Origin of the sequence: Bacillus sp. FSL K6-2839 (assembly GCF_038003365.1) — a bacterium.
GTDB lineage: Bacteria > Bacillota > Bacilli > Bacillales > Bacillaceae > Bacillus.
The window spans coordinates 239,368-265,691 of sequence record NZ_JBBOOZ010000001.1 but is presented as its reverse complement, the minus strand read 5'-3'; the positions used below and the strand labels follow the sequence as shown (position 1 = coordinate 265,691).

The window sequence follows — 26,324 nt, the reverse complement described above, 5'->3', positions numbered from 1 at the left end:
GTTACAAATTCTTGAAATCACACTTAAAATATTTAAAAAAGGAGATTCACCTTCAATGAAACCTAATCTCGGCTTAATGGAAGCGCTCATTCGAATTGCCTGCGGAATGACAATATGTACTGTGGCTGGTTCTTTATATGCTAGAAAACCATGGAGTAAAATGCTGCTTTTCAGCATCATGTGCGGCGGGATGAAACTGGCATCTGGCATTCTTCGTTTTTGTCCAGTGACGTATATGTGTGAGCAGCAGGACACACATAAAGAGAAGGCTGAGTGAGACAGCCTTCTTTTTTTGTAATTATTTTCCGCCTCTTTCATCACTCCGCTGCTTCACACCATTCCACCATCGTACCTGCGATAATTTCTGCTGCTTCAATCACATGCTCAATGTCGATGGATTCATTCGGAAAATGGGCAAGCTCTGTTGTTCCAGGACCAAACACGATGATCGGAATACCTGCCGCCTGTGACAGTAATCCGCCGTCTGTTCCCCAAGGAGCGGCTTCGATCTTTGGCGGCTCCTTCTTGACCGCTTCATATTGTTCCTTCAATAGACCTAAAAGTGGATGATCCGTATCGATTGAGCCTGGAAGCCATCTTGCCCCAAACCATTCGACCTCGACAGGATGATCTTTGAACCATTCATCCTTTTCCCCAAGTCCCGTCATCCAATTTTCTAATTCCTTCTCTGCCTGCTCAACCGTCTCACCTGGCATCACACCAAGTCTGCCCTCCATTGTGACCAGATCTGCTACAGAGGATGGCCAATCACCGCCTTGAATTTTCCCCATGTTGATGGGGATCGGAATTGGGATATGCTGAAATAACGGCTCGGTGATGCGCTGATTTCGTTCTTCTTCAAGTGCCGCTATATGCGTAAGAACGATCATACTCTTTTCAATAGCGGAAACACCGTGATATCTTGTTCCGCCATGAGCTGCCCTTCCTTTAATATACAGTCTGAACCACTTAGATCCCTGCTGAATCGGAAAGATTTTCATATGACTTGGTTCTGGAATGATGGCCGCATCTGCTGTATACCCTCTCAGTATGGCTGCAAGGGTGCCTGCACCGCCGCTTTCTTCTTCGACGACACTATGAAACACAACATCTCCTTTCAGCGGAATCTGAAGCGCATGCAGTGCCTCTAGTGCGAAGAGTAAAGAAACATTTCCGCCTTTCATATCTGTTGCCCCGCGTCCATAAAGTCTCCCGTTTATGATATGCCCGCTGTAGGGCGGATATGTCCATTGTTTCGTATCTCCTGCTGGAACAACATCCACGTGCCCATTTAATAAAATGGATTTGCCGCCGCCTTTCCCCTTCAATCGTCCGGCGACATTGGGACTTCCTTTAAAGGAACGCCTCGGGGAATAGAAATACGGATGTTCCAGCAGGTCTTCTCCGCCAATGTCCCATACATCTACATCAAAACCAATTGCGGAAAGCTTATTTGCTACGATTTGCTGCACATCTTGTTCATTCCCTTGGGTGCTTTCACATTGCACCATTTGCTGAAGAAGCGCAATCGCTTCATCTTGGTGCTCTCTCATCCAGCTTCTGATACGTGTAATTGGCTGCAAGTCAGTCATCCTTTCTACACAACAGATTTGACATCAGGCGCTAAAATTAATGGGGCCTCTGTCGCCCTTATGACATCTTCCGGCTGAAACGGCGGCATGACTTCACGTAAAATGAGCAGCTGTGATTTGACCTCAATGACTGCCATATCCGTAATAATCAGATCCACACAAGACTTAGCGGTTAAGGGCAGTGTACAGGCAGATTTCACCTTTGACTCACCGTGTTTATCAAGGTGGCTCATCACCACCACAACCTTTTTCGCCTTTTGCGCAAGCTCAATCGCTCCGCCCATCCCCGGTACTCGTTTGCCCGGCACAATCCAATTCGCAAGATCACCCTGACTGCTTACTTCAAGTGCACCTAAAATGGTCATATCCAGCATGCCTTTTCGAATGATGCCAAAAGCAGTCGTGCTGTCCATGTATGAACCGCCTTTTGCTAACGTAATGGGGAAACCACCGGCATTGCACAAATTCGGATCTTCTTCTCCTTGTGCTGGTGAGGCTCCTGCCCCCATAATGCCGTTTTCTGCATGAAGCCACACGCTGTAATGCGCTGGGATGTATTCAGCTGCAAGTGTCGGGATGCCGATCCCTAGATTGACGATCATACCATCTTCAATTTCCTGCGCCGCGCGTTTGGCTATGCGGTGTCTTAAATCGATGTCTCCCATGCCCATGTCCAGTTCACTCCTTTTGATTGCACGATCTGGTTCACAAATACGCCTGGTGTCACGATTTCCTCTGGATGGAGACTGCCCACAGGCACAATCTCTTCCACTTCCGCAATGGTCCAGTCTCCTGCCATCGCCACAATCGGGTTTGTATTCCGTGCACTTTTATCAAAAATCAGATTTCCTGCTTCGTCTGCTTTGAGGGCATTCACAATGGCAATATCCGCTGTCAGCGCAGGCTCAAGGATATATGTCTTCCCGTTTAGCGGAACGAGCTGCTTCTCATCGAGATTGAGGCTATCCATGCCGACATCTGTCACAATGCCTGCCAAGCCCATCCCGCCTGCTCGAATTTTTTCTGCTAGAATGCCTTGCGGGTAAAAATGAACGTCTAGTGTACCTGCCTGCATTTTCTGTCCGGCTATTGGATTTGAGCCAATATGAGAAGCAATGATCTTTTTGACTCTTCCTTCTGTGATCAGCCGGCCAACACCGATTTGCGGGAAGCCTGCATCGTTTCCGATCAATGTCAGATCTTTAATATTGGCTTCTAGGATGGCGTCGATCAATGATGGCGGGGACCCTACGCCGCCAAACCCGCCAAACATGATGGTCATGCCGTCCCTAAAATGCGTGATCACTTCATCTACATTCACTGTTTTGTTCATCATCTTTCCTCCCTACATCGCAGATGGGAAAAACCCTCGATTGATGACTTCTTGTTCGACCTGCGTGATTGTCTGCTCAAATAATTGAATGAGTTCATCCATCTCCTGCTGCGTGATGGAAAGCGGCGGTGCAATCATGACCGCTGCACCTCCCACTCCATCCTCTCCAGCGCTTGCTGGATAAACAAGCAAGCCATTTTGCTTGGCCGTCTCAACGACTAAATGCGTCATTTGAGCATGGGCAGGAAATGGTGTTTTCGATAAGCGGTCTGCGACAAACTCAATGCCAATGAGCAGTCCCTTTCCTCTCACATCTCCTATGATGAAATGGTTTGTTTGCAAATCCTTTAAAGCATTCATTAAATATCGGCCAGACAGATCCGCTCGTTCAGGAAGCTGATGTTTTTTCATATATCGTATGACGGCTAGTGAGACGGCTGCTGAAAGCGGATTGCCGCTATAGGTGTGACCTGCCATCACAGAACCTGAACCGCTCAGAATCGGTGCGATAACATGATCCGCTGAGACGGCTGCCGCAATCGGTGAATAGCCGGCACTCATGCCTTTGCCGAGAACCATAATATCTGGTACGACGCCCCAATGTTCCATCGCAAACATTTTCCCAGTTCGTCCAAAGCCTGTCATGACTTCGTCTGCAATCATTAAAATGTCATTTTCCTCACAGACACGCTTCATCGCTTCCAAATATCCTTCTGGCGGTACAAGCGCCGCTCCCGCTGCTCCAACAATCGGCTCTGCAATAAAAGCGGCAATCCTCTCTTTTCCTATACGCTGAATGACGGTTTTAAATTCCTGAACATACCATTCGACCTGCTTGCCCTCTTCCTTTGGCAGCCATGAACGATAGCTGTATGGCGGAGACAGCACCGGGTGCTTTTCGAGCAATGGTTCAAAGCGCTCTCTCCTTGCAATATGTCCTGACATCGACAGCGCACCGAGGGTAATGCCGTGATAACTCATCCATCTTGAGATAATGTGATTTTTCTCAGCCTTCCCCTGCTCCTGCCAATGCTGAATAGCAATTTTCATAGCAGTTTCCGTTGCCTCTGATCCGCTTCCGACAAAAAAAGACCAGTTCAGGTTACCTGGGCAAAGCGTACTCAATTCATAGGCAAGTTCTTCTGCTGGTTCATTTGTGAATTGCGATCTGTACGTAAAGCTCACTTTTTCCGCTTGCTCTGTCATGGCATCAATGATCTCACGTATGCCATGTCCAATACTTGCCGTGACAGCCCCCGAAGAGCCGTCTAAATATTTTTTCCCGTCCCGATCATATAAATAAATCCCCTCTCCTTTCACAGCCACAGGATAATGCTGATTCAACATCGGTTTGATTAAGTAATCCCGGGTCTCCACTTTGCCATTCCTCCCTCTCTTGTCAGCAGCTGCATCTTTCTTTTTTCATGAATCGCAAGAAAATTTTGTATACTTGTTATAAGATTAGCTTAATCAAGAGGGCAGTCATCCTCCATTCGCCACATGCCCGAATTTCACACGCATTTTTTATACATCGTGTATAAGAGTGTTTAAAAGGAGGTCATGAGTCTATGGCGATTCTCGTCAAAGATGCACTCTCGCTCGATATCATGAAGGGAACAAAGCTGCTTGCTGGAGAAAATGGACTGGACCGCCTCATACAGTGGGTGACCATCGTGGAAATTATCGAGGACACCTCGAGGCTTTCCAAAGGGGAATTACTCGTCACAACAGGCTTTGGACTTGCAGACAATCAAGAAAGACGCGCCCGGCTTGAGGAATTGATTCAATCTCACAGGCTTTCAGCCATTGCCATTTATAAAGGCGTATACTTAACGGAAATTCCAACATCACTCATTCAAGCGGCGAAAAATAGCGGCATTCCGCTCATCGAAATTCCGCCACACATCAATTTCTCAGACATTACAAAAGCCGTCCTAGAACAAATCGTGAGCAGTCAGCTCCATCAGCTTAAATATTCATCAGCGATTCATCAAAGACTGACCCAATTAAATGTAAGGAATAAAAATGTGACGCAAATTACAGATGAACTGGCACATCTCACTGCAGCGAACATTGTCGTGCTTGATGTCTTTTTACATCAAACAGCGGCTCATCTCATCAAAGATGAAGTGACGTACTCTCCTGCTTTTGGCTTTCTGACAGATCGTGAACCAATTGAAACCATGCCCCTTCTTAAGCAGGCAGAGGAGAAAGGGCGGCTCGTCTATGACACGTGCGGAGCGTTTGTCCTCGCCGCATGTCCGGTGATTGCGATGGGTGATATTTTCGGGTTTATTGTGTCTTTAAAGAAAAAGGAAGCGTGGCATCATCTCGACGCGATTGCCATTGAGCATGCCGGGGCAGTGTATGCGATTGAATGGCTGAAGCAAAAGGCCATTCAAGATACAGAAAACCAAATGCAGGGACATTTGTTAGATGATATTTTGCAGCAGCAATATACAGAAGAAAGCTACGTGGTCGAACAAGCAACAAAGCTGCAATATGATATGAGCGATGAGCAGGTGGTCATCTACTTTCAATTTCAGCATCAGCACACACAGCTCGATCATCAAATGATGCAGCGCCTCTCTCAATTACTCACGTCGATATTTGAACGCAGACATATTCCCTTTTTACTAAAGGCAAGGCTCGATTCCATTTTTGCCCTGACACCCGCAGGAAAAAAAGCGTTTCAAGAAGCGGAGTGGTATCGCGCAGCAGAGGAGTGCCGGAGCACTTGGTCGTATTTTTTTCCTGTCCATCCGATTGTAATTGGCATCGGGAGAGCCTATGACCAGATCAGTCTCTTTGCAAAAAGCGCGAAGGAAGCGCAGTATGCAGCAAGACTTCTTCCGCTTTTAAAAACAGACGAAAGCATCATTCATTATCAAAAGCTTGGCTTATATGGCATGCTTCTTGAAATGAATGAAGCGGGTATGAATTTGCATGACTTTTACGTGGAGCTGTTAAGTCCTTTGCTTTATACGAATAAACAAGGGGCTGACCTTATCCATACACTCGAAGTGTATTTGGCACACAATGAAAATATTCAAAAATCTGCGGGAGAATTGTTTATTCACAGACATACATTAAGCTACCGGCTGAAACAAATTGAAACGAGAACAGGCTGCAGCCTCAAATCCACTGATGATCGGATGAAGCTGCAGCTCAGTATCATGGCGTACCGCCTATCTGGTCTGCTTGATCAGATGAGAACCATTTCATGATTCATTCGGCGTTTTGACCCATAGATTCATATCTTCAATTTTGTCAAAAATATAGCAGTTGTTTTGGAAGCGCCCGGTATACGTATAACCGAGCTGATAAAACACTTGATTCATTCCATAGGACAGTGCACGTGCAAGAGAATAAAAGACATAGATATGCATCGACTGGAGTTCTTTTTCAAGTGCTAGAATCAAATGATGCATGAATCCTAGTTTTCTGTATGATGGAAGGGTCGCACAATCTGTTAATTCCGCATGGCCATACGGCGCATTGATTTCAGCGGATGCCGCACTCACAATGTGTCCGTCATGTTCAACGGCATAAAAAATCGTCCCTTCCTCCATTACCTTTTGGATATAATCTGGCTCGTTCATTGGCGTGGGATACGTTTCAAAGACTGTATCATAGAGCTTTGCCAGCTTGTGAATATCCTTCAGATCGGCTTTCCTCATCACATACTCATCCTGCCACGTGCCTTGGTCTTTTTTCATCTCCTTCGCTTGAATGGATGCGACGATCTCATCTTCCTCCAGCCAATACGAACTGTTCATTCGATCCTCAGTGAGAAAAAGCGACATCCCGTAAGCGTCACTTCCAAGAAAATAATGAGAAAACACCCCTTCAAGCCGAAAACCTTTTTCTAAAAAAAGCGGCACATGCTCACGCCTTACTTTCACAATGACCTTAGAAGCCTTGCAGCCCGCCGCTTCCTGAAGAACTGACTGAATAACATCCCGCACCCTGCCGCTATAATCATCTAAACGGATTCGCTCATTAAATGAATCAATACAGATCAAGGCAGAAAAACGCTCGTTTGCAAGTTTCTTCAATTGCACCATACACTCATTCCTCTCTATGAATCAGTTAATAAAGAACTTCCAAATGGATGAGACAATCGCCATACTCACCAATATAGACATGCTCATATACATCATGGCTGATCTCTTTTTGACTTTGTTTTGCTTTCTTGCTTCATTCATGATGAGATTTGAGAACACGACAAATAAAATAAGTAATACGATTGCAAATAGAATGATTCCTTGAATGATCATACTGACTCCCCATCAACTCGTGATCCCATATTACTTCTTCATATTCAATCGGCATCCCTTCTCACGAACAAAAAACACCTTTCCATCTCGACAGATAGAAAGGTGTTTTGATTAAATCGATTTCCCCGCAGCCTTCAGCGCACGGGCGCCAATGTCACGGCGGTAAAATAGACCTGGCTGCATGATTTCTTCAACGGCTTCATACACTCTTGATCTTGCCGCTTCAAATGTGTCGTCAAATGCCGTCACATTCGCTACACGGCCGCCATTTGTGACGAATTGATCGTTTTCTTTTTTTGTTCCTGCGTGGAAGGTCACGACATCAGACACACTCGTTTGCAAAGCACCGATTGGTGTGCCTTTTGCGTAGGCCTCCGGGTATCCTTCTGAAGCAAGAACTACACTGACAGCGGCAGTGTCTTTCCACTGCAAGTCCACATCTTTTCCATCTAGAATATCGAGGAAGACTTGGACTAGATCTGATTCAAGACGAGGGAGAACAACCTGCGTTTCAGGATCGCCAAAGCGTGCATTGAATTCAATGACCTTTGAGCCTTCTGGTGTCAGCATTAAGCCTGCATATAAAATGCCTGTAAACGGACGCTCTTCCTGCACCATTGCGCGAGCCGCCGGTTTGACGACATCTTCCACCGCTTTTTGGACGACTTCATCTGAAATTTGCGGAACTGGCGAATAAGCCCCCATCCCGCCGGTATTCGGTCCTTTGTCATCTTCAAATGCCCGTTTGTGATCCTGCGCGATCACCATTGGATACACCTTTTCTCCATTGACAAAGGCCATCAGTGAAAATTCCTCGCCTGTTAAAAATTCCTCGATGACGACAGATGCACTCGCATCGCCAAACTTTTCATCTTCCAAAAAGTCGTGCAGACAGTTGATCGCCTCTTCAAGTGTCATCGCGACTGTCACGCCTTTTCCTGCTGCAAGACCGTCTGCTTTAATGACAATCGGCGCACCCTTTTCTTCCACATAAGCCTTCGCTTCTTCAAACGATGTGAAGGTAGCGTAAGCGGCGGTCGGGATATCATAGTTTTTCATTAAGTCTTTTGCAAATTCCTTTGATCCTTCAATAACCGCAGCTTTTGCATTTGGTCCAAATACCTTTAGACCTGCCTCTTCAAATGCATCCACCACACCTGCAATTAAAGGAACCTCTGGACCGACAATCGTTAAGCCTATTTCATTATCTTTTGCAAAACGAATTAATGCCTCATGATTACCTTCATCGATTGGTACAAGCTTCGCAGCATCTGTCATTCCATCATTGCCGGGTGCGACAAATACTTGGCTGACAAGTTCACTTTGCTTCACTTTCCATGCGATGGTATGCTCTCTTCCGCCTCTGCCGATAATTAATACGTTCACACTGTCATCCCCTTAATGTTTGAAATGTCTAACGCCAGTGAAGACCATGGCGATGCCGTATTCATCTGCCTTTTGAATCGATTCTTCATCACGAATGGAACCGCCTGGCTGGATGATCGCTGTGACGCCTGCCTTCGCAGCAGCTTCCACTGTATCGCCCATTGGGAAGAATGCATCAGAGCCTAGTGCGCTTCCTTTCGCTTTTTCACCTGCTTGTTCAATCGCAATGTTCGCTGAGCCCACACGGTTCATCTGACCAGCGCCGATCCCTGCTGTCATTTGACCTTTTGCGAGGACAATGGCATTTGATTTCACATGCTTGACGACTTTCCATGCAAGCTTTAAATCTTTCCATTCGTCTTCTGTTGGTTCTCTTTTTGTTGGAATAGAAATGGTTGCTTCCTCTAAGCCGTACGTATCAATATCCTGCACGAGCAGTCCGCCATGGACACTTGTCAGCTGCTTTTCTTTTTTCTCAAGATTCGCTTCTACATCTAGTGTTAATAGACGAAGATTCTTTTTCGCTGTTAACACGTCAAGTGCTTCTTGGCTAAACGTTGGGGCGATGACAATTTCTAAGAAAATCGTATGCAGCACGTCAGCCGTTTGTTTGTCTACTTCACGGTTCAGTGCCACAATGCCGCCAAAAATAGAGGTTTCATCTGCTTTGAATGCACGGTCAAAGGCTTCTGCAATCGTTTCTCCTGTACCAACACCGCACGGATTCATATGTTTTACAGCCACAGCCGCTGGCTCCGTAAATTCACGTACGATTTGAAGAGCTGCATCTGCATCTTTGATATTGTTATAAGAAAGTTCTTTTCCATGTAATTGCGTTGCAGTAGCCAAAGAGCCTTTGCTTGGAAGAGCATTTTCATAGAAAGTCGCTGCTTGGTGCGGGTTTTCTCCATAACGAAGAGATTGTTTTTTCTCAAACGTGACGGTGAACTGCTCTGGCTCCGTTTCGCCAACATAGTTCGTTAAATAATCCGCAATGAGGGCATCGTAAGCAGCCGTATGACGGAATACCTTCGCCGCAAGCTCACGTTTTTTCTCTAGCGGCACGCCGCCTTCTTTGATCTGCTGAACGACTGTACCATAATCACGAGGATCGACAATCACTGTGACGTCTTGGTGGTTTTTCGATGCCGCACGAAGCATTCCCGGTCCGCCAATATCAATGTTTTCAATCGCTTCTTCATACGTCACATCGTCTTTTGAGATCGTCTCTTTGAATGGATAGAGATTCACGACAACAAGATCAATCGGCTGAATGCCATGCTTTTCAATCTGTGCCATATGCTCATCGTTTTCTCTCACTGCCAATAATCCACCATGAATGTTCGGGTGAAGCGTTTTGAGTCGTCCGTCCATGATTTCAGGGAATCCAGTGACTTCAGAAATCCCAATGACATCAATGCCGTTCTCTTGAAGAAGCTTATGTGTACCTCCAGTTGAAATGACTTCAACACCAAGTTCTGTTAATTCTTTCACAAAAGGTACAAGATTCGTTTTATCGGAAACACTGATTAATGCGCGTTTGATCGTCATGCTTTCGTCACCTCATTAAGATAATTCTAAAAGTGATTTGATCACTTTTGGATATAGTGTGTGTTCTAGTTCATGCATTCTTTTTTCAATCGATTCAAGCTCTTCACCTTGTTCAATATAAATTGCGGCTTGATCAATAATCGGACCTGTATCCATCCCTTCATCGACAAAATGGACGGTGATGCCTGCCACTTTGACGCCTGCTTGATAGGCTTGCCCGATGGCATCAAGACCTGGGAAGGCTGGCAGCAAAGATGGGTGAATATTCACGATTTTCCCTCTATACGCTTCAAGTAATGTCGGACCGATCAGTCTCATATACCCAGCAAGGAAAACCCATTCTACTTCATGAAGCCTAAGCTGTTCGATGATCGTTTGTTCAAAAGCGGCTTTATTCGGAAAAGCCTTCGGGGTAAAAGCAAAGGAGGCAATGCCCTCTTTCTCAGCACGCTCCAGCACCTTCGCACCCGGTTTATCACAAATCACAATGGCGGCCTCTGCCTGCCACTGTTCTTCTTTTAACGTATCTATAATGGCTTGAAAGTTCGTTCCGCTTCCAGAGGCGAAGATCGCAAACTTCTTCATGAGAGGCTTCCACCGCCGAATGTGACACCTTCTCCTTTTTGAACACGTCCGATGAGAAATGCTTTCTCTCCATCCTGTTCAAGCTCACTAATCACATCCACAAGATCGTCCTCTTTGACAGCTAAGACAAAGCCAATGCCCATATTAAACACGTTGAACATCTCTTCTGCCTTCAACTGACCCTTTTCTTGAATAAAGGAGAAAATTGGTGGCACTGGCCATGAGCCGTTATCAATCTCAACGCCAAGACCTTCAGGCAGCATACGTGGTAAATTTTCAATAAAACCGCCGCCTGTCACATGTGCCATGCCGTCAACTTTGCCGGCTTTTACTTGTTTGAGTACGGGCTTCACATAAATTTTTGTCGGTTCAAGAAGCTCTTCACCGAGCGGTCTTGTAAAAGGTTCATACCTTTGGTGCAGATCAAGACCAGCGTCTTCCAGCAAAACTTTACGAACGAGAGAGTATCCATTGCTATGAATTCCGCTTGAGCTGAGTCCAATGAGCAAATGTCCCTCTTTGATACTGTTTCCTGTCACGATTTCGTCCTTTTCAACGACACCTACCGAAAAACCAGCAATATCATATTCTTCTTCTGTGTAAAGACCTGGCATTTCGGCTGTCTCACCGCCGACAAGTGCTGAACCAGACTGCTCACATCCGTCAGCCACACCTTTGACAATGGATTCAATTTTTAGCGGATCTGCTTTTCCAACGGCTAAGTAATCTAAGAAAAAGAGCGGTTCTGCCCCTTGTGCAAGCACATCGTTGACACACATGGCCACGGCATCGACGCCGATCGTATCGTGTTTATCCATTAAAAAGGCAAGCTTTAATTTCGTTCCGACACCATCTGTTCCTGAAACAAGAACGGGCTTTTTGTATGGCAGCTCAGATAGATCAAACATACCGCCAAATCCACCTAGAGCGCCCATAACACCTGCTCGTTTTGTACGTTCTACGTGTGTTTTCATTCGTTTGACGGATTCGTACCCTGCTTCGATGTCGACACCGGCGTTTTTATATGCTTCTGACATCCCATTCACTCCTTTTAGCTGCTGCTTTCCATGTATTTTCGGCAGAATGAAAGAGCAGCATATCAACTCATCTTGACTGCTGCTCCTTTATTCGATTATTTCGTCAGGACCGTTTCCTTCACATGCGGAAGAACTGTATCTTCATAAATTTCAGTCGGGTATTTACCAGTAAAGCATGCTAAACACTGACCGCGCTGCGGATCATCATACTTCCTGCCAATCCCGTCCATTAAACCGTCTACAGATAAAAATGCAATGGAGTCTGCACCGATTTCCTGTCTAATTTCTTCCACTGAATGAGAAGAAGCAATCAGCTCTTCGTGTGTGGACGTATCAATTCCATAAAAACATGGATGCGCGATTGGCGGTGAACTAATGCGTACATGGACTTCCGTCGCACCCGCTTCTCTTAGCATCGTGACAATTCTGCGGCTCGTTGTACCGCGTACGATGGAATCATCCACCATCACGACACGTTTTCCTTCGACAACCCCGCGCACAGCAGACAGCTTCATCCGTACGCCCTGCTCACGCAATGCTTGAGACGGCTGGATAAACGTCCGGCCGACATAACGGTTCTTAATCAAACCGAGCTCATACGGAATACCTGTTGCTTCGGCATATCCAATCGCTGCAGAAATACTGGAATCTGGTACACCTGTCACAACATCTGCTTCGACATGCGCTTCTTCGGCAAGCTTTTTGCCAAGATTCTTTCTCGCACTATGCACATTGATGCCGTTGATATTGCTGTCAGGTCTTGAGAAATAAATGTATTCCATGCTGCACATGCTGCGGTTTATGTTCATCGAGAAGCGCTCAGATTTCAAGCCTTCATCATTAATGATCAGCATTTCGCCAGGCTCCACATCACGTAAATACGTAGCACCGACGACATCAAATGCACATGTTTCAGAAGCGACGACATAAGCATCTCCAAGCATACCAAGTGAAAGCGGGCGTAAGCCGTTCGGATCAAGCGCCACGATCATTTCTGTTTCCGTCATGATTAAGAAAGCATATGCTCCTTTCAGCATGGACAGCGCATTTTTGATCTGCTCTTTTAATTCAATATGCCCGCTGCGCTTAATTAAATGAGCCAGCACTTCGGTATCAGAAGAGGTCTGGAAAATGCTCCCTTGGTTCTCTAGCTGCTGCTTTAACTGCGTTGCATTCACTAAGTTTCCATTATGAGCAAGGGCAAGACTGCCGTTGTTTTGCGAGCGGAAGAAGAGGGGCTGCACATTTTCAAAGCCGCCTCCGCCTGCTGTCGCATACCGAACGTGTCCGATCGCCCCTTTTCCTTTCAAATCCTTTAGCTCACCGTTTTGAAAGACTTCCGTAATCAGTCCAAGGCCTTTGTGTGATGTCAGGTTCTCACCATCTGTTGCAATGATTCCCGCACCTTCTTGTCCTCGGTGCTGAAGGCTATGCAATCCGTAATATGTGATTTGCGGGGCTTCTTCGTGTCCCCAAACCCCAAAGACACCACACTCTTCATTTAAGCCTCTGATTTCAGCAAGCATGGGATCGCTCCTTTCCATGCACGTTCAAGCTCGTTGACCGCTGCATGAATCCATTGTTGTCCTTCTTGATTTTTGACGGTAAATACACCATCATTTGTGACCGTTCCGACTTCTTTCGCATCTTTGACAGCCGCAGCAAACGCTTCGCGGTGCTCTGGTCTGACTGTGACAACAAAACGTGACTGTGTTTCACTGAATAAGGAAGCTTCGCTGTTTAAATCGATTTGGATATCTGCGCCAAGACCGTCTGTTCCAAATGTACTTTCAGCAAGTGCTACACCAAGCCCGCCTTCAGATACATCGTGTGCTGATTGAACGAGACCGTTTTGAATCGCGGCTAGCAGAGCTTCTTGACGCGTCAGCTCTACATCCAAATCAATGTCTGGTGCTTTTCCGTAAATACGGCCTTCTGTCATCTTTTGAAGCTCACTGCCTGCGAATTCTTCCTTCGTCTCACCAATGACGAAAATCACATCGCCAGCCTGCTGGAACGATTGAGTCGTAATATGAGCAGTATCTTCAACCAAACCAACCATTCCAATGACTGGAGTTGGGTAAATCGCTGTTCCATTTGATTCGTTATATAAAGAGACGTTCCCACCGATAACTGGTGTGCTTAGCGTGCGGCATGCTTCGCTAATACCGTCAGCTGACTTTTCTATTTGCCAGAAAATTTCTGGTTTCTCCGGGTTACCGAAGTTCAGGTTATCTGTCACTGCTAGCGGACGCGCGCCTGAGCAGACAATGTTACGTGCTGCTTCTGCGACGGCGATTTTCCCGCCGACCTCTGGATCAAGGTAGAGATAGCGTGCGTTACAATCTGTTGTCATCGCTAGGGCTTTTTTCGTTCCACGGATTCTTAAAACGCCCGCATCAGAGCCCGGTGCAACGACGGTATTTGTCCGAACCATGTAGTCATACTGATCATAAACCCATTCTTTACTCGCAATTGTTGGCTGCTGGAGGAGCTGCTTTAACGTTTCGGCTGCATCTGTGATGGCTGGAGCTTCAACTTTTGTTTCTAAAAACTCACGATAGTATGCAGGCTCACTTGACGGCTTGTGATAAACCGGCGCTTCTTCTGCAAGAGCGTCAACAGGAAGCTCACATACGACTTCACCTTGATGGAGTAAACGAAGCATTTTATCGTCTGTCACATGACCGACTGATACCGCTTCAAGATCGTATTTTTCGAAAATATCAATGATTTCTTGTTCGCGGCCTTTTTCAATGACCAGCAGCATTCTCTCTTGCGATTCAGACAGCATCATTTCGTATGCCGACATGCCTGTTTCACGCTGCGGAATGAGGTCTAGATTCATCTCGATTCCAGAACCTGCTTTACTTGCCATTTCCGCGCTTGAGCTTGTTAAGCCAGCCGCTCCCATATCTTGAATCCCAACGAGCGCATCGTTTTTGATGACTTCAAGGCACGCTTCAAGCAGCAGTTTTTCCATAAATGGATCGCCGACTTGAACCGCTGAACGTTTTTCTTCTGATTCATCAGAAAATTCTTCAGACGCAAATGTTGCACCGTGAATACCGTCACGTCCCGTTTTAGCACCAACGTACATCACCGTGTTGCCGACACCTTTGGCCTGCCCTTTTTTGATGTCCTCATGGTTGATTAATCCAACACACATCGCATTTACGAGCGGATTGCCTTCATAGCTTTGATCAAAATGAACTTCTCCGCCGACTGTAGGAATTCCGATACAGTTTCCATAGCCTGCGATCCCTGCCACTACTTCTTCAAACAAGTACTTCACGCGCGGTGAAGTCAGTTCACCAAAACGAAGAGAGTTTAGTACAGCAATTGGACGCGCACCCATGGAGAATACATCACGGATAATTCCGCCGACACCTGTAGCTGCTCCTTGATACGGTTCAATCGCAGATGGATGGTTATGTGATTCGATTTTAAATACAACCGCTTGGTTGTCTCCAATATCCACGATTCCAGCGCCTTCCCCAGGACCTTGAAGAACATGCTCTCCTTTTGTCGGGAATTTGCTTAAGACAGGCTTTGAGTTTTTATAACTGCAATGCTCTGACCACATGACAGAAAAAATGCCCGTTTCTGTGTAGTTTGGCAGCCTGCCAATAATGGATTCGATTAAAGCGAATTCTTCATCACTCAATCCCATTTGCTGATACAATTTCTCTTCTTTAATTTGCTTGTGACTTGGTTCAAGCAGTAGTGACATGAGTGTCCCTCCAATTTTTCACGATAGATTGAAACAATTTAAGTCCGTCTGCGCTGCCTAGTAATGAATCAACCGCGCGCTCAGGGTGCGGCATCATGCCGAGTACATTGCCCTCTTCATTCGTTATACCTGCAATTCGATTGACACTGCCGTTAATATCGTCTCCGTAAGTGAAAGCGATTTGGCCATTTTGAATGAGCTTCGCTAAAGTGTCTTCATCACAGTAGAAGTTGCCTTCACCGTGCGCTACAGGAATCGTAATGGATTCGCCTTTTTGATAGCCGCTTGTAAATTGCGTTTCGTTGTTCTCTACAATGAGTTCAACTGGACGACAGATAAATTTCAAGTCTTTATTTCGTCTCATCGCACCTGGAAGAATGCCAAGCTCCTGAAGAATTTGGAACCCGTTACAAACACCAAGAACAGGCTTTCCTTCCGCAGCTGCTTTTTTCACCGCCGGCATGATGTTTGAGAAACGAGCAATCGCACCACATCTTAAGTAATCCCCATAAGAGAAACCGCCTGGTACGAGTACACCGTCAAATCCGTCTAGACTCGTTTCGTCGTGCCATACATATTCAACTTGTTCACCTAACTCATCTTGAATCGCATGGTACATATCGATATCACAGTTAGAGCCAGGCAAGACGATCACTGCAAACTTCACTGTGCGACAACCTCCTCCACCTCATAGCGATAATCTTCAATCACCGTGTTGGCCAGTAATTTTTCACACATTTCTTTGACGACTGTGTCTAAATCACGATCTGATTTTTCAATGACAAGCTCCATGTATTTCCCGATACGGACATCCTTTACTTCCTGATAAGACATGCTGTGCAAGGCGTGCTGCACGGCACTTCCTTGTGGATCAAGAACGCTCTCTTTTAAGCTGACAAAAATTTTCACTTTATACATGTTTATGGCCTCCAAGTCTTTTGAAAATTTCTTCGTATGCATTCGTTAAGCCGCCCAGGTTTCGTCTGAACACGTCTTTATCAAGCTTTTCGTTTGTATCTTTGTCCCAAAGCCTGCACGTATCAGGTGAAATCTCATCAGCTAGCAAAATACGATTCTCTTGATCTATTCCGAATTCAAGCTTGAAATCAATTAAATTCACATGGCAGTCTGAGAAGATTTGCTTTAACTCTTCATTCACTTGTCTTGTGATCTGTTTCATTTCCTCGACCTGTTCTGGTGTCGCTGCATGTAAAATGTGAATATGATCTTCTGTAATGAGCGGATCGCCGAGTGCATCATCCTTGTAGTAAAACTCGATCAATGGTGTATCCAGTTTCGTTCCCTCTGGAATGCCAAGGCGCTTTGACATACTGCCTGCCACCACATTTCGTACTACTACTTCAAGCGGAACAATCTGCACCTTTTGAATGAGCTGTTCTGTTTCAGAGATTCGTTTCACAAAGTGATTGTTGATCCCTTTCTCATGCAGCATTTGAAAGATTAAGCTTGAAATTTCGTTATTCAGTCTGCCTTTGCCTTCGATTTCAGCTTTCTTTTCGCCGTTAAATGCTGTCGCTGAGTCTTTATATTCGACATATAAAATATGCTCGTCATCGGTCTGATAGATTTTTTTCGCTTTGCCTTCGTAGAGAAGTTCTTGTTTCACAGTCATTCAGGTTGGCCTCCTAATTTGAATGTTGGCAATTTTCAGGATTGGGCACCTGACAAGCAGGCGGCCCTTTTCTTACGCAAGACCTAGACGTTCGAAAATCATATCGACATTTTTCAAATGATAGTTGTAATCGAAGCAGTCAGCGATTTGTTCAGGTGTTAAGCGTGATGTGATTTTCTCTTCCGCTTCTACTAATGAACGGAATGGTACTTGCTTCTCCCACGCTTCCATTGCCTTTGGCTGAACCGTATCATATGCCTCTTCACGTGCCATGCCTGTATCGATTAATGCAAGAAGAACGCGCTGTGAGTAAATCAAGCCAAGTGTGCGGTCCATGTTGCGTTTCATGTTCTCAGGGAAGACCGTCAAGTTTTTCACAATGTTTGAAAAACGGTTTAGCATGTAGTTCAGTGCAATCGTTGCATCTGGTAAAATGATGCGTTCAGCAGACGAATGAGAAATATCACGCTCATGCCAAAGTGGTACATTCTCATAAGCTGTCAGCATATATCCACGGATCACGCGGGCAATTCCCGTCATGTTTTCAGAGCCGATTGGGTTCCGTTTATGCGGCATTGCTGATGATCCTTTTTGTCCTTTTGCAAAGAACTCTTCGACTTCACGTGTTTCACTCTTTTGAAGTCCACGAATTTCAACAGCAAATTTCTCAATGCTTGTTGCGACGAGTGCAAGAGTAGCCATGTAATCTGCATGACGATCACGCTGCAAGGTTTGGGTGGAAATTGGTGCAGCTTTGATGCCAAGCTTCTCACATACATATTGCTCAACAAACGGGTCGATGTTCGCATATGTGCCAACAGCACCAGAAATTTTGCCGTACTCGATGCCAGCTTTTGCTTGTTTAAAACGTTCTAGGTTACGCTTCATTTCTTCGTACCACAGACCAAGCTTCAGGCCAAATGTTGTCGGTTCAGCGTGTACACCGTGTGTACGGCCCATCATGACGGTATATTTGTGCTCTTTTGCTTTTTCTTTTAGGATGTCAACAAATCTCTCAATGTCCTTGAGCAAGATATCGTTCGCCTGCTTTAATAAATATGAAAGCGCCGTATCCACTACGTCTGTAGATGTTAACCCGTAATGAACCCACTTTCTTTCTTCTCCTAGAGATTCAGATACAGCACGCGTAAAGGCAACCACGTCGTGGCGCGTGTCTTGTTCAATCTCTAGAATACGATCAATATCAAAGCTTGCATTCTTGCGCATGGTCACAACGTCTTCTTTCGGAATAACACCAAGCTCTGCCCAAGCTTCACAAGCGAGAATTTCTACTTCAAGCCATGCATTAAATTTGTTTTCCTCTGTCCAGATTGCTGACATTTCTGGTCGTGCGTAACGTTCGATCATTTCCCGTTTCCTCCATCTCTTTCAGTCCATATCTTTGTGATGTTTGTCATCCATTCATCATCAATCTGTTTCATAAATGTCATGTGACCCATTTTGCGGCCGGCTTTTACTTCATGCTTTCCATATAGATAAAGCTTCGCTTCTTTGAGAAGCTCAGGATGCTCTGTTGGGATGTCCACTTCATCGCCTAATAAGTTCACCATCATGCCCTCTGAGAAAAGGGCTGTACCGCCAAGCGGCAAACCGCATATCGCGCGAACGTGCTGTTCAAACTGACTCGTCTCACATAAATCGAGCGTATAATGACCAGAATTATGCGGGCGAGGCGCCAGTTCATTGACGAGCAGCTCTCCCTCGTTTGTCAGGAACAGTTCTACAGCAAGTGTACCGACTAGCCCCAGCTTTTCAGCCAGTGTCGTTGCCAGCTCTTTTGCCTTCTCCTGAATGCGTTCCTCTACCCTTGCAGGCACAATGCTTTGGAACAAAATGTTGTGCTTATGAATGTTCTCAGCGACTGGGAATACCGCAATCTCCCCATGAATAGAACGAGTGACGATCACCGAGAGCTCCATTTGAAATGGGACCCAGCTTTCTAAAATACAAGTTCCATGTGTGAGCAATGCTGCTGCTTCATGAAGCTGTCCTTTTTCCTTGATCACGTACTGTCCTTTTCCGTCGTAGCCGCCTCTGCATGTTTTCAGCACGGCTGGCAAACCAAGAACGGTTACTGCGTCTTTCAGCTCTTTTTTATCATGAACGATGCGATAAGGCGCGACTTCACAGCCTGCGTCTACAATCCCTTTTTTCTCCGTTTCACGATTTTGAGTTAAAAGAAGAAGTTCACTTCCTTGCGGTAAATTGGCTTCTTCCTTCAATTGATTAAGTGCATCATAATCAATATTTTCAAATTCATATGTCACGACATCGCTGATTTCTGCCAGCTGTCGAATCGCTTCGAGGTCACTATATGCAGCTGTGATTTCTGTATCAGCAACCTGTCCACAAGGAGATTGTGCGACTGGATCTAACACAGCTGCCCGGTATCCCATTTGCTTTGCGCTGACGGCCATATATCTGCCAAGCTGTCCTCCGCCGATAATACCGATGGTTGCGTTTGGAAAAATGGTCTGCTTAGCCAAGCTGATCACTGCTTTCTAGTACAGTCTGTTTTGTTTGCTCTCTTCTTTCTTCAAGGCGAGCAGCGATTGTTTCATCAAATGCTGAAATCATTTGCGCGGCAAGAAGCCCTGCATTTGTTGCACCGGCTTTGCCAATCGCCACTGTCGCAACTGGTACACCGCCTGGCATTTGAACGATGGATAATAAGGAATCCAGCCCATTTAGTGCTTTTGATTGTACGGGCACACCAATGACCGGCAGTGTCGTTTTCGCTGCGACCATCCCCGGTAAATGTGCTGCGCCTCCAGCACCGGCAATGATGACTTTTAGTCCTTTACCTCTTGCTTCTGCCGCATATTCAAACATCAAGTCAGGTGTCCGATGTGCGGATACCACCTGTTTTTCATACGGAATGTCTAATTCCTCTAAGATATCGCACGCATTTTTCATTGTTTCCCAATCAGATGTACTTCCCATGATGACACCTACAAGCGGCTTCATTTTGTCCCCACCTTTAAGCTGATATTCGATTTTGTATCGTTTGACACGCTTCCCAAACCTAAGCAGCTTGTCAAACGCCGAACAAAAAGGCCCGATTTGCATTGCATTGTTAGGAAGCAACACAAACCGGGCCATGGTAAGCGCTGTTCGCTTTTGAAACGCCATGTCAGTTTTGTTCACTATCCTGCATAGTCCAGTCATTTACGGTAACTGGGTAGAAACTTATGGGCCATATTCCCAAGATTATATGAGGCTCGTGTTTTGATTTCATGTTTATCTTAACAACGGATGTTCATGATGTCAACGGATTTATCGAACAATCTATGAAGTCGTCGTTTTAATGTTCGGATTTAGACTATTTTTCCTTCAAATACGATTTTTTTCCCAATCGGAATGATCTGAATCGACCCATTTTCCTTCTTTTCCTGAAAAATGGGCTCCTCCATTCGTCGGACAGGCGAGTAGCCTTCCGCTGCCATCTGGGACAACACTTGATCAATCGTCATGTTGTCTTCCACATAGAATTTCTTCTTCTTTGGTTTTGCGGTCATTCTTTAATTCTCCTTTTCTTCACAGCCTTCACCCAGAAGCCGCCGTGAATCGATTTGGGCTCATACGAAATGATAAATGCCTTTGAATCCAGCGTTTTAATCGTTTCATATAATTGCAGTTCATATTTTCTCGGTGTTAAAATTTGCAATGCTGTCCGGTCTCCTTCAAGACCGCCTGCTACCCAGCTGGTGACACCATATCCTTTTTCTCTCAATTGTCTTGGGAGATCGACATCCAATTCTTTTGTGATCACGTTAACAGTTGTGTAGCCAAGTGCCAGCTTCTCTTCAATTTTCATCCCGACAATGATCCCCATTCCATAACCTAGCGCATACGCAATGACATTTTGTATTTGATCTAAGTTATCAAGTACGATACTTAACCCAATGACATAAATAAGCATTTCAATCGTACCAGCAAAAGCAGCTGCGTACCGTCTGCCTTTCATTGTTAAAATCAAACGCATAGTGGAAAAAGAAACATAGACAATATTAATCACTAAAATGATCAAAACCATGGTGAACGCATTGGATAAAAGTTGTTGAAGCACGATTCGAACCCCCTGCACTAAAAATCAAATAAAGCACCCCATATTCTACTAGAGAACATACCTTGATACAATCAAATTTGCGCGAGAAAAACACATATATCTTTCGACAACAAAGGTGGTCTTTGTTACCAAGAGTTTACCCGTTTTTTCCTCTTCTCAACATGAAAGCCTCCTTTTTCAAAAAAGGAGGCTTTCAGTGTGTTTATCCAAATCGAACAGGAACAAGTGATGGAATCAAATACTCTCCGACAATGCTCCAGAGTAGTGCAATGATGACAAGCTCCACCAATAAAAAGATCCAGCCCGCATACATCAAATCACCGCGCACCGCTTCATGCTCCGATTGAATCGAGCGAAAGAGTACGACCGCAATCAACTGGAGACCAAAAAACATCATCACAGATAAAATGACCGTCACATATGGAATATTCATCATGGCAAATACAAGCCAAAGGATGGATAAAACCAAAACCGGCACAAGGGCGGCACCAAACTTCATGATCACTTCTTTCAGTGATATGTTTCCTTTTAGCATGTACTTTCCGAGTAACCAGACGGTAAGCATCATCAATGTCAACAGGATGAGTGTAAAGACCGCTATCCTCAAAAAGGCGTCACCAAAAGAGTAATGAATGCCAAAGCCTAATAAACGGGTCTTTGACGCCTTTAATTGAACATAGTTGCCTAAAGCAAAAAACACGCTGCATAACACAATCGAAATCCAGGCGTACTTCATCCGTAATGTTTCCGCTTGATTGATTGCTCGACTCGGTGATTTTAACATCGCAAGTCCATATGAGCCATAGCGCTTAAACGCGCCTCCTACACCTTGCAGCATACGCTGAATGGCAGAACGCTCATCAGCCGCTGCTGCTTTTGCTTTCGAGGTTCTTCCACGTTTTGCGGCGCTTCTGCTGAGGCGGGATTGCCTCGTTTCTTGATCTATTGATGGCTCTTCATTTTTTAAGTCTGATGTACTTTGCTCTTGATCTTTTTCTAACATCTCATATCAACTCCTATCCAGCACAATCCAAACAGGCTCATACGAATGTCCTGTTCGGATGACTCCTCTTAAAGTAGCGGAGTCTCTCTGTTCAGTCAAGATTCCTTGACGTTCATACGAATAGACGGATAAAGGGCAGCAGAGGTTTTAAAATGGTAAGAAAATAAGACAAAAACAAAAAAACAGCAGCTTCCATGAGCTGCTGTTTCAGGCGAACAATTAATGATTTAAGAAAGCAAAGTAAAGAATAAAGATCACAAACAATCCGTACATAATCGGATGTACTTCTTTGGCTTTCCCTTTAAAGATCATCGTAATCGGGTAGAAAATAAAGCCGACCGCAATCCCTGTTGCAATACTGTATGTGAGTGGCATCATAATCATCGTTAAGAAGGCTGGTACGGCAATTTCAAAACGATCCCAGGCAATCTTCGCAAGCGGAGCGACCATCAGTGCACCGACAATGATTAAAGCAGGTGCTGTCACATTCGATGTAACGATGGATAATAGCGGCGAGAAGAACATCGCAAGTAAGAAGAAAATACCTGTTACGACAGCTGCAAATCCAGAACGCGCACCAGCAGCTACACCTGAGCTGGATTCAACATAAGACGTTGTCGTCGATGTTCCAAGGACAGAACCTACAACGATTGAAGATGAATCCGCCAGAAGTGCTCTTCCTGCACGCGGCAGCTCATTATTTTTCATTAAACCAGCTTGGGTTGCAACAGCCACAAGCGTTCCTGCTGTATCAAAGAACCCAACGAATAAGAACGTTAAAATCACGACAAGCATTTGAATCGAGAAGATTTCTGGCAAATGAATCAAGGCTTGTCCAAAGGTTGGAGATAAGCTTGGAATACTTCCCACAATTTGCGTCGGTACTGGGACAAGACCAACAATCATTCCTGCAATAGCTGTCACAAGCATCCCGATGAAGACACCTGCATTCACTCGAAGAACCATTAAAATGACGGTCACAACGATACCAAACACCGTTAATAAGACAGGACCACTGTGAATGTTTCCAATCGAAACGAGCGTATTATCATTATTGGCGATAATGCCAGAGCCTTGCAGACCGACAAACGTAATGAACAAGCCAATACCCGCACCAACCGCCAGCTTCAGCTCAGCCGGAATGGCATTGATGATTTTTTCACGGAAACCTGTTAAAGAAAGGGCAACAAAGATCAATCCTGAAACAAACACACCAGAAAGTGCTGCTTCCCATGTGATGCCCATGCCAAGAACAACCGAGAAGGCGAAGAAGGCATTCAAACCCATACCTGGTGCAATTGCAATCGGATACCTGGCAATCAACCCCATCAGAATACACCCTGCGGCAGAGGCTAACGCCGTCGCTGTAAAGACAGCGCCCTGATCAATTCGTAATTTATCTGGAAAATCCGGTACAGACACTAAAGCAAGTGTGATCGGATTGACAAACAAAATGTAAGCCATCGACAAAAATGTGGTTAAACCACCGATGATTTCTCTGCGGTAATTCGTTCCTAACTCATCAAACTGAAAAAACTGTTTCAAAGCCAACTGACTCCCTTCATGTCCTTTTGCTTTAGTCTGTCCCATTCACAAGTCAAATAAAAAACGCCCCAACAGTTTTGGGACGCTTGACTACAAGTGTGAATTCAGACCGTGACATAAAACAAGAACAATGCATGATTTATATCAAACGAGTGTGAATTGACGTAGTCAAGCCATTTACGGTAGCTTGGTAGAAACTTGCGGGCCATATCCCCGCGATTATACGACTTCTATCTATTTGATTTCTGTGTCTATTGTACCAACTTCATTTTTAAAACACAATACGAAAAGCGAACAATTTTCAAAGAAATGTCCGCTTCATTCGTCTTATTACACGAATTTGGAAAATCACATCTAGTTCTTTATACACCCTTCTCTAAATCCTTCTCTTTTACAAAAACCGTTTCGGCCACATGGAAAAACTCTTTCACTGCCGGAGAAGCTTGGGAGAGAGAAGGACAGGCGAGCGAAACCTCGCGGTGATGAGAGACATTCAACTGTCGAATGTGCACAAGCTGCTGCGTTTTTAAAAACAGCTCAGGACCTATTGTGACACCAAGCCCTTCCCCAACCATACGAGCAATGGTCGTACAATCGTGTACTTCAAATAAAGTAGCTGGCTTCAATTGAGCCTCAGCAAAAATATCCTCTACATGTGATTGATACATGCCAGTCGGCATAATAAACGGTTCATCCGCCAAATCTGTGATATCTACAATGGACTGCCGGTGAAATCGATGATTTGGATGATAGGCGACCACCATCTCATCTTTGATCAGCGGCAGCAAGTCGAAGGCTTCATCTGCATGGCCTTTCACAACAAAACCAACATCAATGATGCCAGAGTCCAGCCACTCTAATATTTCTTCATACGTTCCCTCATAAAATTTAAATTCGATTTTCGGATGCTTTTTCTGATAGCTCACAAGCAGCTTAGGCAATAAACAAGCAGATGCACTGGCAAATGTTCCGATACGAATCAAGCCCGTTTCGATATTTTTCGTTAACGCAATTTCCTGCTGAATCTTCTCCACCCTATTTAACACTTCTCTAATATGCGGGAGAAGGGTTTGACCGATGTCTGTCAGCATAATGCCCTTTTTTCGGTCGCGAATGAATAAAGACACATCCCACTCCGTTTCTAAACTTGCCACCGCATGACTGACCGCGGACTGCGTCATATTTAATGCTTCAGCTGCTGCGGTAAAACTGCCAAGCTCGACCACTTTTGCAATAATATCAAAGCGAACAAAGCTCATGAGTATTCACTCATCTCCTTCATGAAAAACATCAATTTTACTTATGTTAGCACGGAATTTAAACTAAATACAACGTATCAAAATGAAGGAAGGGTTCAAAAATGAAAAACACATCTCATCAGCTATTGATTATTCTTTTAGCTGTCGGTTCATTTGTCACAGGCACTTCAGAATTCGTCGTGTCTGGCATTCTAGATATAATTGCAGTTGATTTACACATCTCCATTCCTGCTGCCGGGCAGCTTATCACCGTTTACTCTCTATTTTATGCAGTAGGCGCTCTCTTTTTAGTCATGGCAACATCGAAATTGAACCGAAAAAAGGTTCTGTTATCGGCTATTTTTGTGTTTATTTTAGGCAATGTGGTCGCCTTTTTTAGCCATCACTTTGTGCTGCTCCTGCTATCCCGAATTATCATGGCGATGAGTGGCGGCTTATATATTGTCGTCGCCACGAATTATGCAGCGCAGATCGCCCCTCCAGAAAAAAAGGGAAGCGCGATGGCAACGGTCATTACTGGTTTTACCATTTCACTCGTACTTGGTGTCCCTATTGGCACATTTTTATCAGGTCATGTGGATTGGCACTATATTTTTCTCATCATTGCACTAGGTACTGCTTGTCTTTTATTACTGCTTTATCAATTACTGCCACCCATGGAGGGACATTCACATCTGCCATTGAAGCAACAATTACATCTCCTTCAAGATAGCAGGGTGATCAGCGGCTTAGCCACGACCGTCTTTTGGATCTTAGGCTACACAATGGTATTCGCTTATATCTCGCCTTTATTACGACAGACCGCTGGCTTTTCTCTTGAAATGACAAGTATCGCCTTACTCATTTTAGGAATCGCTGCTTTTATTGGCTCACGATTTGGCGGCTTCGCCGTTGATCAATGGGGACCAAACCGAACCATCTCGATCAGCATCATGATCCAGATGCTCGCTCTCTTCGCCTTATTTTTCACACAATTCTCTACAATTAGCGTCTTGATCACACTAGCCATATGGGGCATCGCAACATGGACGACAACGCCAGCAAAGCAGTTTTACCTCATCTCTCTAAAACCCCAAGCATCAGAAACCGTGCTGAGCTTTAATACAGCGATTATGAATATTGGCATGATGCTCGGATCGTCAATCGGCGGTGTGATGATTCAATATACAAATGTCACGAACTTAAGCTGGATTGGCGGTTTAGCCAGTTTTGTTGCGTTGATGTTGATTCGGTATTCGTTCAATCGTAATCGACTGATGCGTCAACAGACAAAAAGCGAACATGTATAACCATGTTC

At 45.0% G+C, this 26,324-nt stretch carries 26 protein-coding genes and 2 riboswitches; of the genes, 3 read left to right on the top strand and 23 right to left on the bottom strand.

Translation table 11 applies throughout. From position 1 onward, the window contains the following. Positions 1-55 precede the first annotated feature (55 nt). Positions 56-277: a YgaP family membrane protein gene (locus MHH26_RS01220; protein WP_060595694.1), complete on the top strand. Its 222-nt coding sequence runs from the start codon at positions 56-58 to the stop codon at positions 275-277. A 40-nt stretch (positions 278-317) separates the two neighbouring features. On the opposite strand, the gene MHH26_RS01215 is transcribed toward MHH26_RS01220, so the two are convergent. Genes MHH26_RS01215 through MHH26_RS01200 form a run of 4 tightly spaced genes read right to left on the bottom strand, consistent with a single transcriptional unit; the run spans position 318 to position 4,302 of the window. Beyond that, the gene (locus tag MHH26_RS01215; RefSeq protein WP_340971885.1) at positions 318-1,583 is read right to left on the bottom strand and encodes a peptidase; all 1,266 of its coding nucleotides are present in this window, start codon (positions 1,581-1,583) and stop codon (positions 318-320) included. A 14-nt stretch (positions 1,584-1,597) separates the two neighbouring features. Further along, positions 1,598-2,263, bottom strand: a complete 666-nt coding sequence (locus MHH26_RS01210) for a 3-oxoacid CoA-transferase subunit B (RefSeq protein WP_106051947.1) — start codon at positions 2,261-2,263, stop codon at positions 1,598-1,600. Beyond that, complete coding sequence (locus MHH26_RS01205; RefSeq protein WP_340971882.1) at positions 2,239-2,925, bottom strand: CoA transferase subunit A; 687 nt, start codon at positions 2,923-2,925, stop codon at positions 2,239-2,241. Before MHH26_RS01205 ends, MHH26_RS01210 begins: the two co-directional genes overlap by 25 nt. Positions 2,926-2,937: 12 nt before the next feature. Next, entirely contained in the window at positions 2,938-4,302 is a 1,365-nt protein-coding gene (locus MHH26_RS01200; RefSeq protein WP_340971880.1) for an aspartate aminotransferase family protein, read from the bottom strand. A gap of 191 nt (positions 4,303-4,493) precedes the next feature. On the opposite strand from MHH26_RS01200, the gene MHH26_RS01195 reads away from it, so the two are divergent. Beyond that, complete coding sequence (locus tag MHH26_RS01195; RefSeq protein ID WP_340971877.1) at positions 4,494-6,152, top strand: PucR family transcriptional regulator; 1,659 nt, start codon at positions 4,494-4,496, stop codon at positions 6,150-6,152. On the opposite strand, the gene ablB is transcribed toward MHH26_RS01195, so the two are convergent. From ablB to MHH26_RS01100, 19 genes are all read right to left on the bottom strand, one after another. Next, the gene (gene ablB / locus MHH26_RS01190; protein WP_334750938.1) at positions 6,147-6,992 is read right to left on the bottom strand and encodes a putative beta-lysine N-acetyltransferase; all 846 of its coding nucleotides are present in this window, start codon (positions 6,990-6,992) and stop codon (positions 6,147-6,149) included. The two genes, MHH26_RS01195 and ablB, sit on opposite strands and share 6 nt — an antisense overlap. A gap of 21 nt (positions 6,993-7,013) precedes the next feature. After that, on the bottom strand, positions 7,014-7,205 hold the full coding sequence (locus MHH26_RS01185) for a hypothetical protein (protein ID WP_034664763.1): 192 nt from the start codon (positions 7,203-7,205) through the stop codon (positions 7,014-7,016). Between the two features lie 111 nt (positions 7,206-7,316). Beyond that, the gene (gene purD / locus MHH26_RS01180; protein ID WP_340971874.1) at positions 7,317-8,591 is read right to left on the bottom strand and encodes a phosphoribosylamine--glycine ligase; all 1,275 of its coding nucleotides are present in this window, start codon (positions 8,589-8,591) and stop codon (positions 7,317-7,319) included. Between the two features lie 12 nt (positions 8,592-8,603). Continuing rightward, positions 8,604-10,142, bottom strand: coding sequence for a bifunctional phosphoribosylaminoimidazolecarboxamide formyltransferase/IMP cyclohydrolase (gene purH / locus MHH26_RS01175; protein ID WP_340971871.1), 1,539 nt, complete (start codon positions 10,140-10,142; stop codon positions 8,604-8,606). A 15-nt stretch (positions 10,143-10,157) separates the two neighbouring features. Next, complete coding sequence (gene purN / locus MHH26_RS01170) at positions 10,158-10,727, bottom strand: phosphoribosylglycinamide formyltransferase (RefSeq protein ID WP_106038378.1); 570 nt, start codon at positions 10,725-10,727, stop codon at positions 10,158-10,160. Beyond that, entirely contained in the window at positions 10,724-11,764 is a 1,041-nt protein-coding gene (gene purM / locus MHH26_RS01165) for a phosphoribosylformylglycinamidine cyclo-ligase (protein WP_340971865.1), read from the bottom strand. The genes purN and purM overlap by 4 nt, the downstream gene beginning before the upstream one ends. A 95-nt stretch (positions 11,765-11,859) precedes the next feature. After that, entirely contained in the window at positions 11,860-13,290 is a 1,431-nt protein-coding gene (gene purF / locus MHH26_RS01160; RefSeq protein ID WP_034664775.1) for an amidophosphoribosyltransferase, read from the bottom strand. Next, a complete protein-coding gene (gene purL / locus MHH26_RS01155) occupies positions 13,266-15,497 on the bottom strand; it encodes a phosphoribosylformylglycinamidine synthase subunit PurL (protein ID WP_106072532.1) in 2,232 nt (743 codons plus the stop codon). Before purL ends, purF begins: the two co-directional genes overlap by 25 nt. After that, complete coding sequence (gene purQ, locus MHH26_RS01150; protein WP_060595681.1) at positions 15,481-16,164, bottom strand: phosphoribosylformylglycinamidine synthase subunit PurQ; 684 nt, start codon at positions 16,162-16,164, stop codon at positions 15,481-15,483. The genes purL and purQ overlap by 17 nt, the downstream gene beginning before the upstream one ends. Next, a complete protein-coding gene (purS, locus tag MHH26_RS01145; RefSeq protein WP_003214349.1) occupies positions 16,161-16,415 on the bottom strand; it encodes a phosphoribosylformylglycinamidine synthase subunit PurS in 255 nt (84 codons plus the stop codon). The genes purQ and purS overlap by 4 nt, the downstream gene beginning before the upstream one ends. Then, the gene (gene purC, locus MHH26_RS01140; RefSeq protein ID WP_340971862.1) at positions 16,408-17,130 is read right to left on the bottom strand and encodes a phosphoribosylaminoimidazolesuccinocarboxamide synthase; all 723 of its coding nucleotides are present in this window, start codon (positions 17,128-17,130) and stop codon (positions 16,408-16,410) included. Before purC ends, purS begins: the two co-directional genes overlap by 8 nt. A gap of 72 nt (positions 17,131-17,202) precedes the next feature. Beyond that, positions 17,203-18,498: an adenylosuccinate lyase gene (purB, locus tag MHH26_RS01135; protein WP_034664786.1), complete on the bottom strand. Its 1,296-nt coding sequence runs from the start codon at positions 18,496-18,498 to the stop codon at positions 17,203-17,205. Next, positions 18,495-19,637: a 5-(carboxyamino)imidazole ribonucleotide synthase gene (gene purK / locus MHH26_RS01130; protein ID WP_340971860.1), complete on the bottom strand. Its 1,143-nt coding sequence runs from the start codon at positions 19,635-19,637 to the stop codon at positions 18,495-18,497. Before purK ends, purB begins: the two co-directional genes overlap by 4 nt. Beyond that, on the bottom strand, positions 19,630-20,118 hold the full coding sequence (gene purE / locus MHH26_RS01125) for a 5-(carboxyamino)imidazole ribonucleotide mutase (protein WP_058015578.1): 489 nt from the start codon (positions 20,116-20,118) through the stop codon (positions 19,630-19,632). The genes purK and purE overlap by 8 nt, the downstream gene beginning before the upstream one ends. A 169-nt stretch (positions 20,119-20,287) precedes the next feature. Beyond that, positions 20,288-20,389, bottom strand: a riboswitch (purine riboswitch). A gap of 79 nt (positions 20,390-20,468) precedes the next feature. After that, the gene (locus tag MHH26_RS01120; protein WP_012009137.1) at positions 20,469-20,669 is read right to left on the bottom strand and encodes an NETI motif-containing protein; all 201 of its coding nucleotides are present in this window, start codon (positions 20,667-20,669) and stop codon (positions 20,469-20,471) included. Further along, positions 20,666-21,220, bottom strand: coding sequence for a DUF2179 domain-containing protein (locus tag MHH26_RS01115; RefSeq protein WP_024424505.1), 555 nt, complete (start codon positions 21,218-21,220; stop codon positions 20,666-20,668). The genes MHH26_RS01120 and MHH26_RS01115 overlap by 4 nt, the downstream gene beginning before the upstream one ends. 202 nt (positions 21,221-21,422) lie before the next feature. After that, positions 21,423-22,223: a hypothetical protein gene (locus tag MHH26_RS01110; RefSeq protein WP_275718550.1), complete on the bottom strand. Its 801-nt coding sequence runs from the start codon at positions 22,221-22,223 to the stop codon at positions 21,423-21,425. Positions 22,224-22,442: 219 nt separating this feature from the next. Continuing rightward, positions 22,443-23,768, bottom strand: coding sequence for an NCS2 family permease (locus MHH26_RS01105; protein ID WP_034664933.1), 1,326 nt, complete (start codon positions 23,766-23,768; stop codon positions 22,443-22,445). Positions 23,769-23,913: 145 nt separating this feature from the next. Then, a riboswitch (purine riboswitch) is annotated at positions 23,914-24,015 on the bottom strand. 115 nt (positions 24,016-24,130) lie between these two features. Next, complete coding sequence (locus MHH26_RS01100; protein WP_340971855.1) at positions 24,131-25,027, bottom strand: LysR family transcriptional regulator; 897 nt, start codon at positions 25,025-25,027, stop codon at positions 24,131-24,133. Positions 25,028-25,128: 101 nt separating this feature from the next. On the opposite strand from MHH26_RS01100, the gene MHH26_RS01095 reads away from it, so the two are divergent. After that, positions 25,129-26,316 (top strand): MFS transporter, encoded by a 1,188-nt coding sequence (locus tag MHH26_RS01095; protein WP_340971852.1) that lies wholly within the window; start codon positions 25,129-25,131, stop codon positions 26,314-26,316. Positions 26,317-26,324: the final 8 nt, after the last annotated feature.

Excerpts from the sequence above, each read along its gene's own strand:
- purL (WP_106072532.1), bottom strand. The coding sequence starts at position 15,497 with ATGTCACTACTGCTTGAACCAAGTCACAAGCAAATTAAAGAAGAGAAA.
- purF (WP_034664775.1), bottom strand. The coding sequence starts at position 13,290 with ATGCTTGCTGAAATCAGAGGCTTAAATGAAGAGTGTGGTGTCTTTGGG.
- purE (WP_058015578.1), bottom strand. The coding sequence starts at position 20,118 with ATGAAGCCGCTTGTAGGTGTCATCATGGGAAGTACATCTGATTGGGAA.
- purM (WP_340971865.1), bottom strand. The coding sequence starts at position 11,764 with ATGTCAGAAGCATATAAAAACGCCGGTGTCGACATCGAAGCAGGGTAC.
- purH (WP_340971871.1), bottom strand. The coding sequence starts at position 10,142 with ATGACGATCAAACGCGCATTAATCAGTGTTTCCGATAAAACGAATCTT.
- MHH26_RS01185 (WP_034664763.1), bottom strand. The coding sequence starts at position 7,205 with ATGATCATTCAAGGAATCATTCTATTTGCAATCGTATTACTTATTTTA.
- MHH26_RS01195 (WP_340971877.1), top strand. The coding sequence starts at position 4,494 with ATGGCGATTCTCGTCAAAGATGCACTCTCGCTCGATATCATGAAGGGA.
- MHH26_RS01100 (WP_340971855.1), bottom strand. The coding sequence starts at position 25,027 with ATGAGCTTTGTTCGCTTTGATATTATTGCAAAAGTGGTCGAGCTTGGC.
- purN (WP_106038378.1), bottom strand. The coding sequence starts at position 10,727 with ATGAAGAAGTTTGCGATCTTCGCCTCTGGAAGCGGAACGAACTTTCAA.
- purC (WP_340971862.1), bottom strand. The coding sequence starts at position 17,130 with ATGACTGTGAAACAAGAACTTCTCTACGAAGGCAAAGCGAAAAAAATC.
- MHH26_RS01205 (WP_340971882.1), bottom strand. The coding sequence starts at position 2,925 with ATGAACAAAACAGTGAATGTAGATGAAGTGATCACGCATTTTAGGGAC.
- MHH26_RS01220 (WP_060595694.1), top strand. The coding sequence starts at position 56 with ATGAAACCTAATCTCGGCTTAATGGAAGCGCTCATTCGAATTGCCTGC.
- MHH26_RS01210 (WP_106051947.1), bottom strand. The coding sequence starts at position 2,263 with ATGGGCATGGGAGACATCGATTTAAGACACCGCATAGCCAAACGCGCG.
- purS (WP_003214349.1), bottom strand. The coding sequence starts at position 16,415 with ATGTATAAAGTGAAAATTTTTGTCAGCTTAAAAGAGAGCGTTCTTGAT.
- MHH26_RS01110 (WP_275718550.1), bottom strand. The coding sequence starts at position 22,223 with ATGTTAGAAAAAGATCAAGAGCAAAGTACATCAGACTTAAAAAATGAA.
- purB (WP_034664786.1), bottom strand. The coding sequence starts at position 18,498 with ATGATCGAACGTTACGCACGACCAGAAATGTCAGCAATCTGGACAGAG.
- ablB (WP_334750938.1), bottom strand. The coding sequence starts at position 6,992 with ATGGTGCAATTGAAGAAACTTGCAAACGAGCGTTTTTCTGCCTTGATC.
- MHH26_RS01095 (WP_340971852.1), top strand. The coding sequence starts at position 25,129 with ATGAAAAACACATCTCATCAGCTATTGATTATTCTTTTAGCTGTCGGT.
- MHH26_RS01120 (WP_012009137.1), bottom strand. The coding sequence starts at position 20,669 with ATGACCGCAAAACCAAAGAAGAAGAAATTCTATGTGGAAGACAACATG.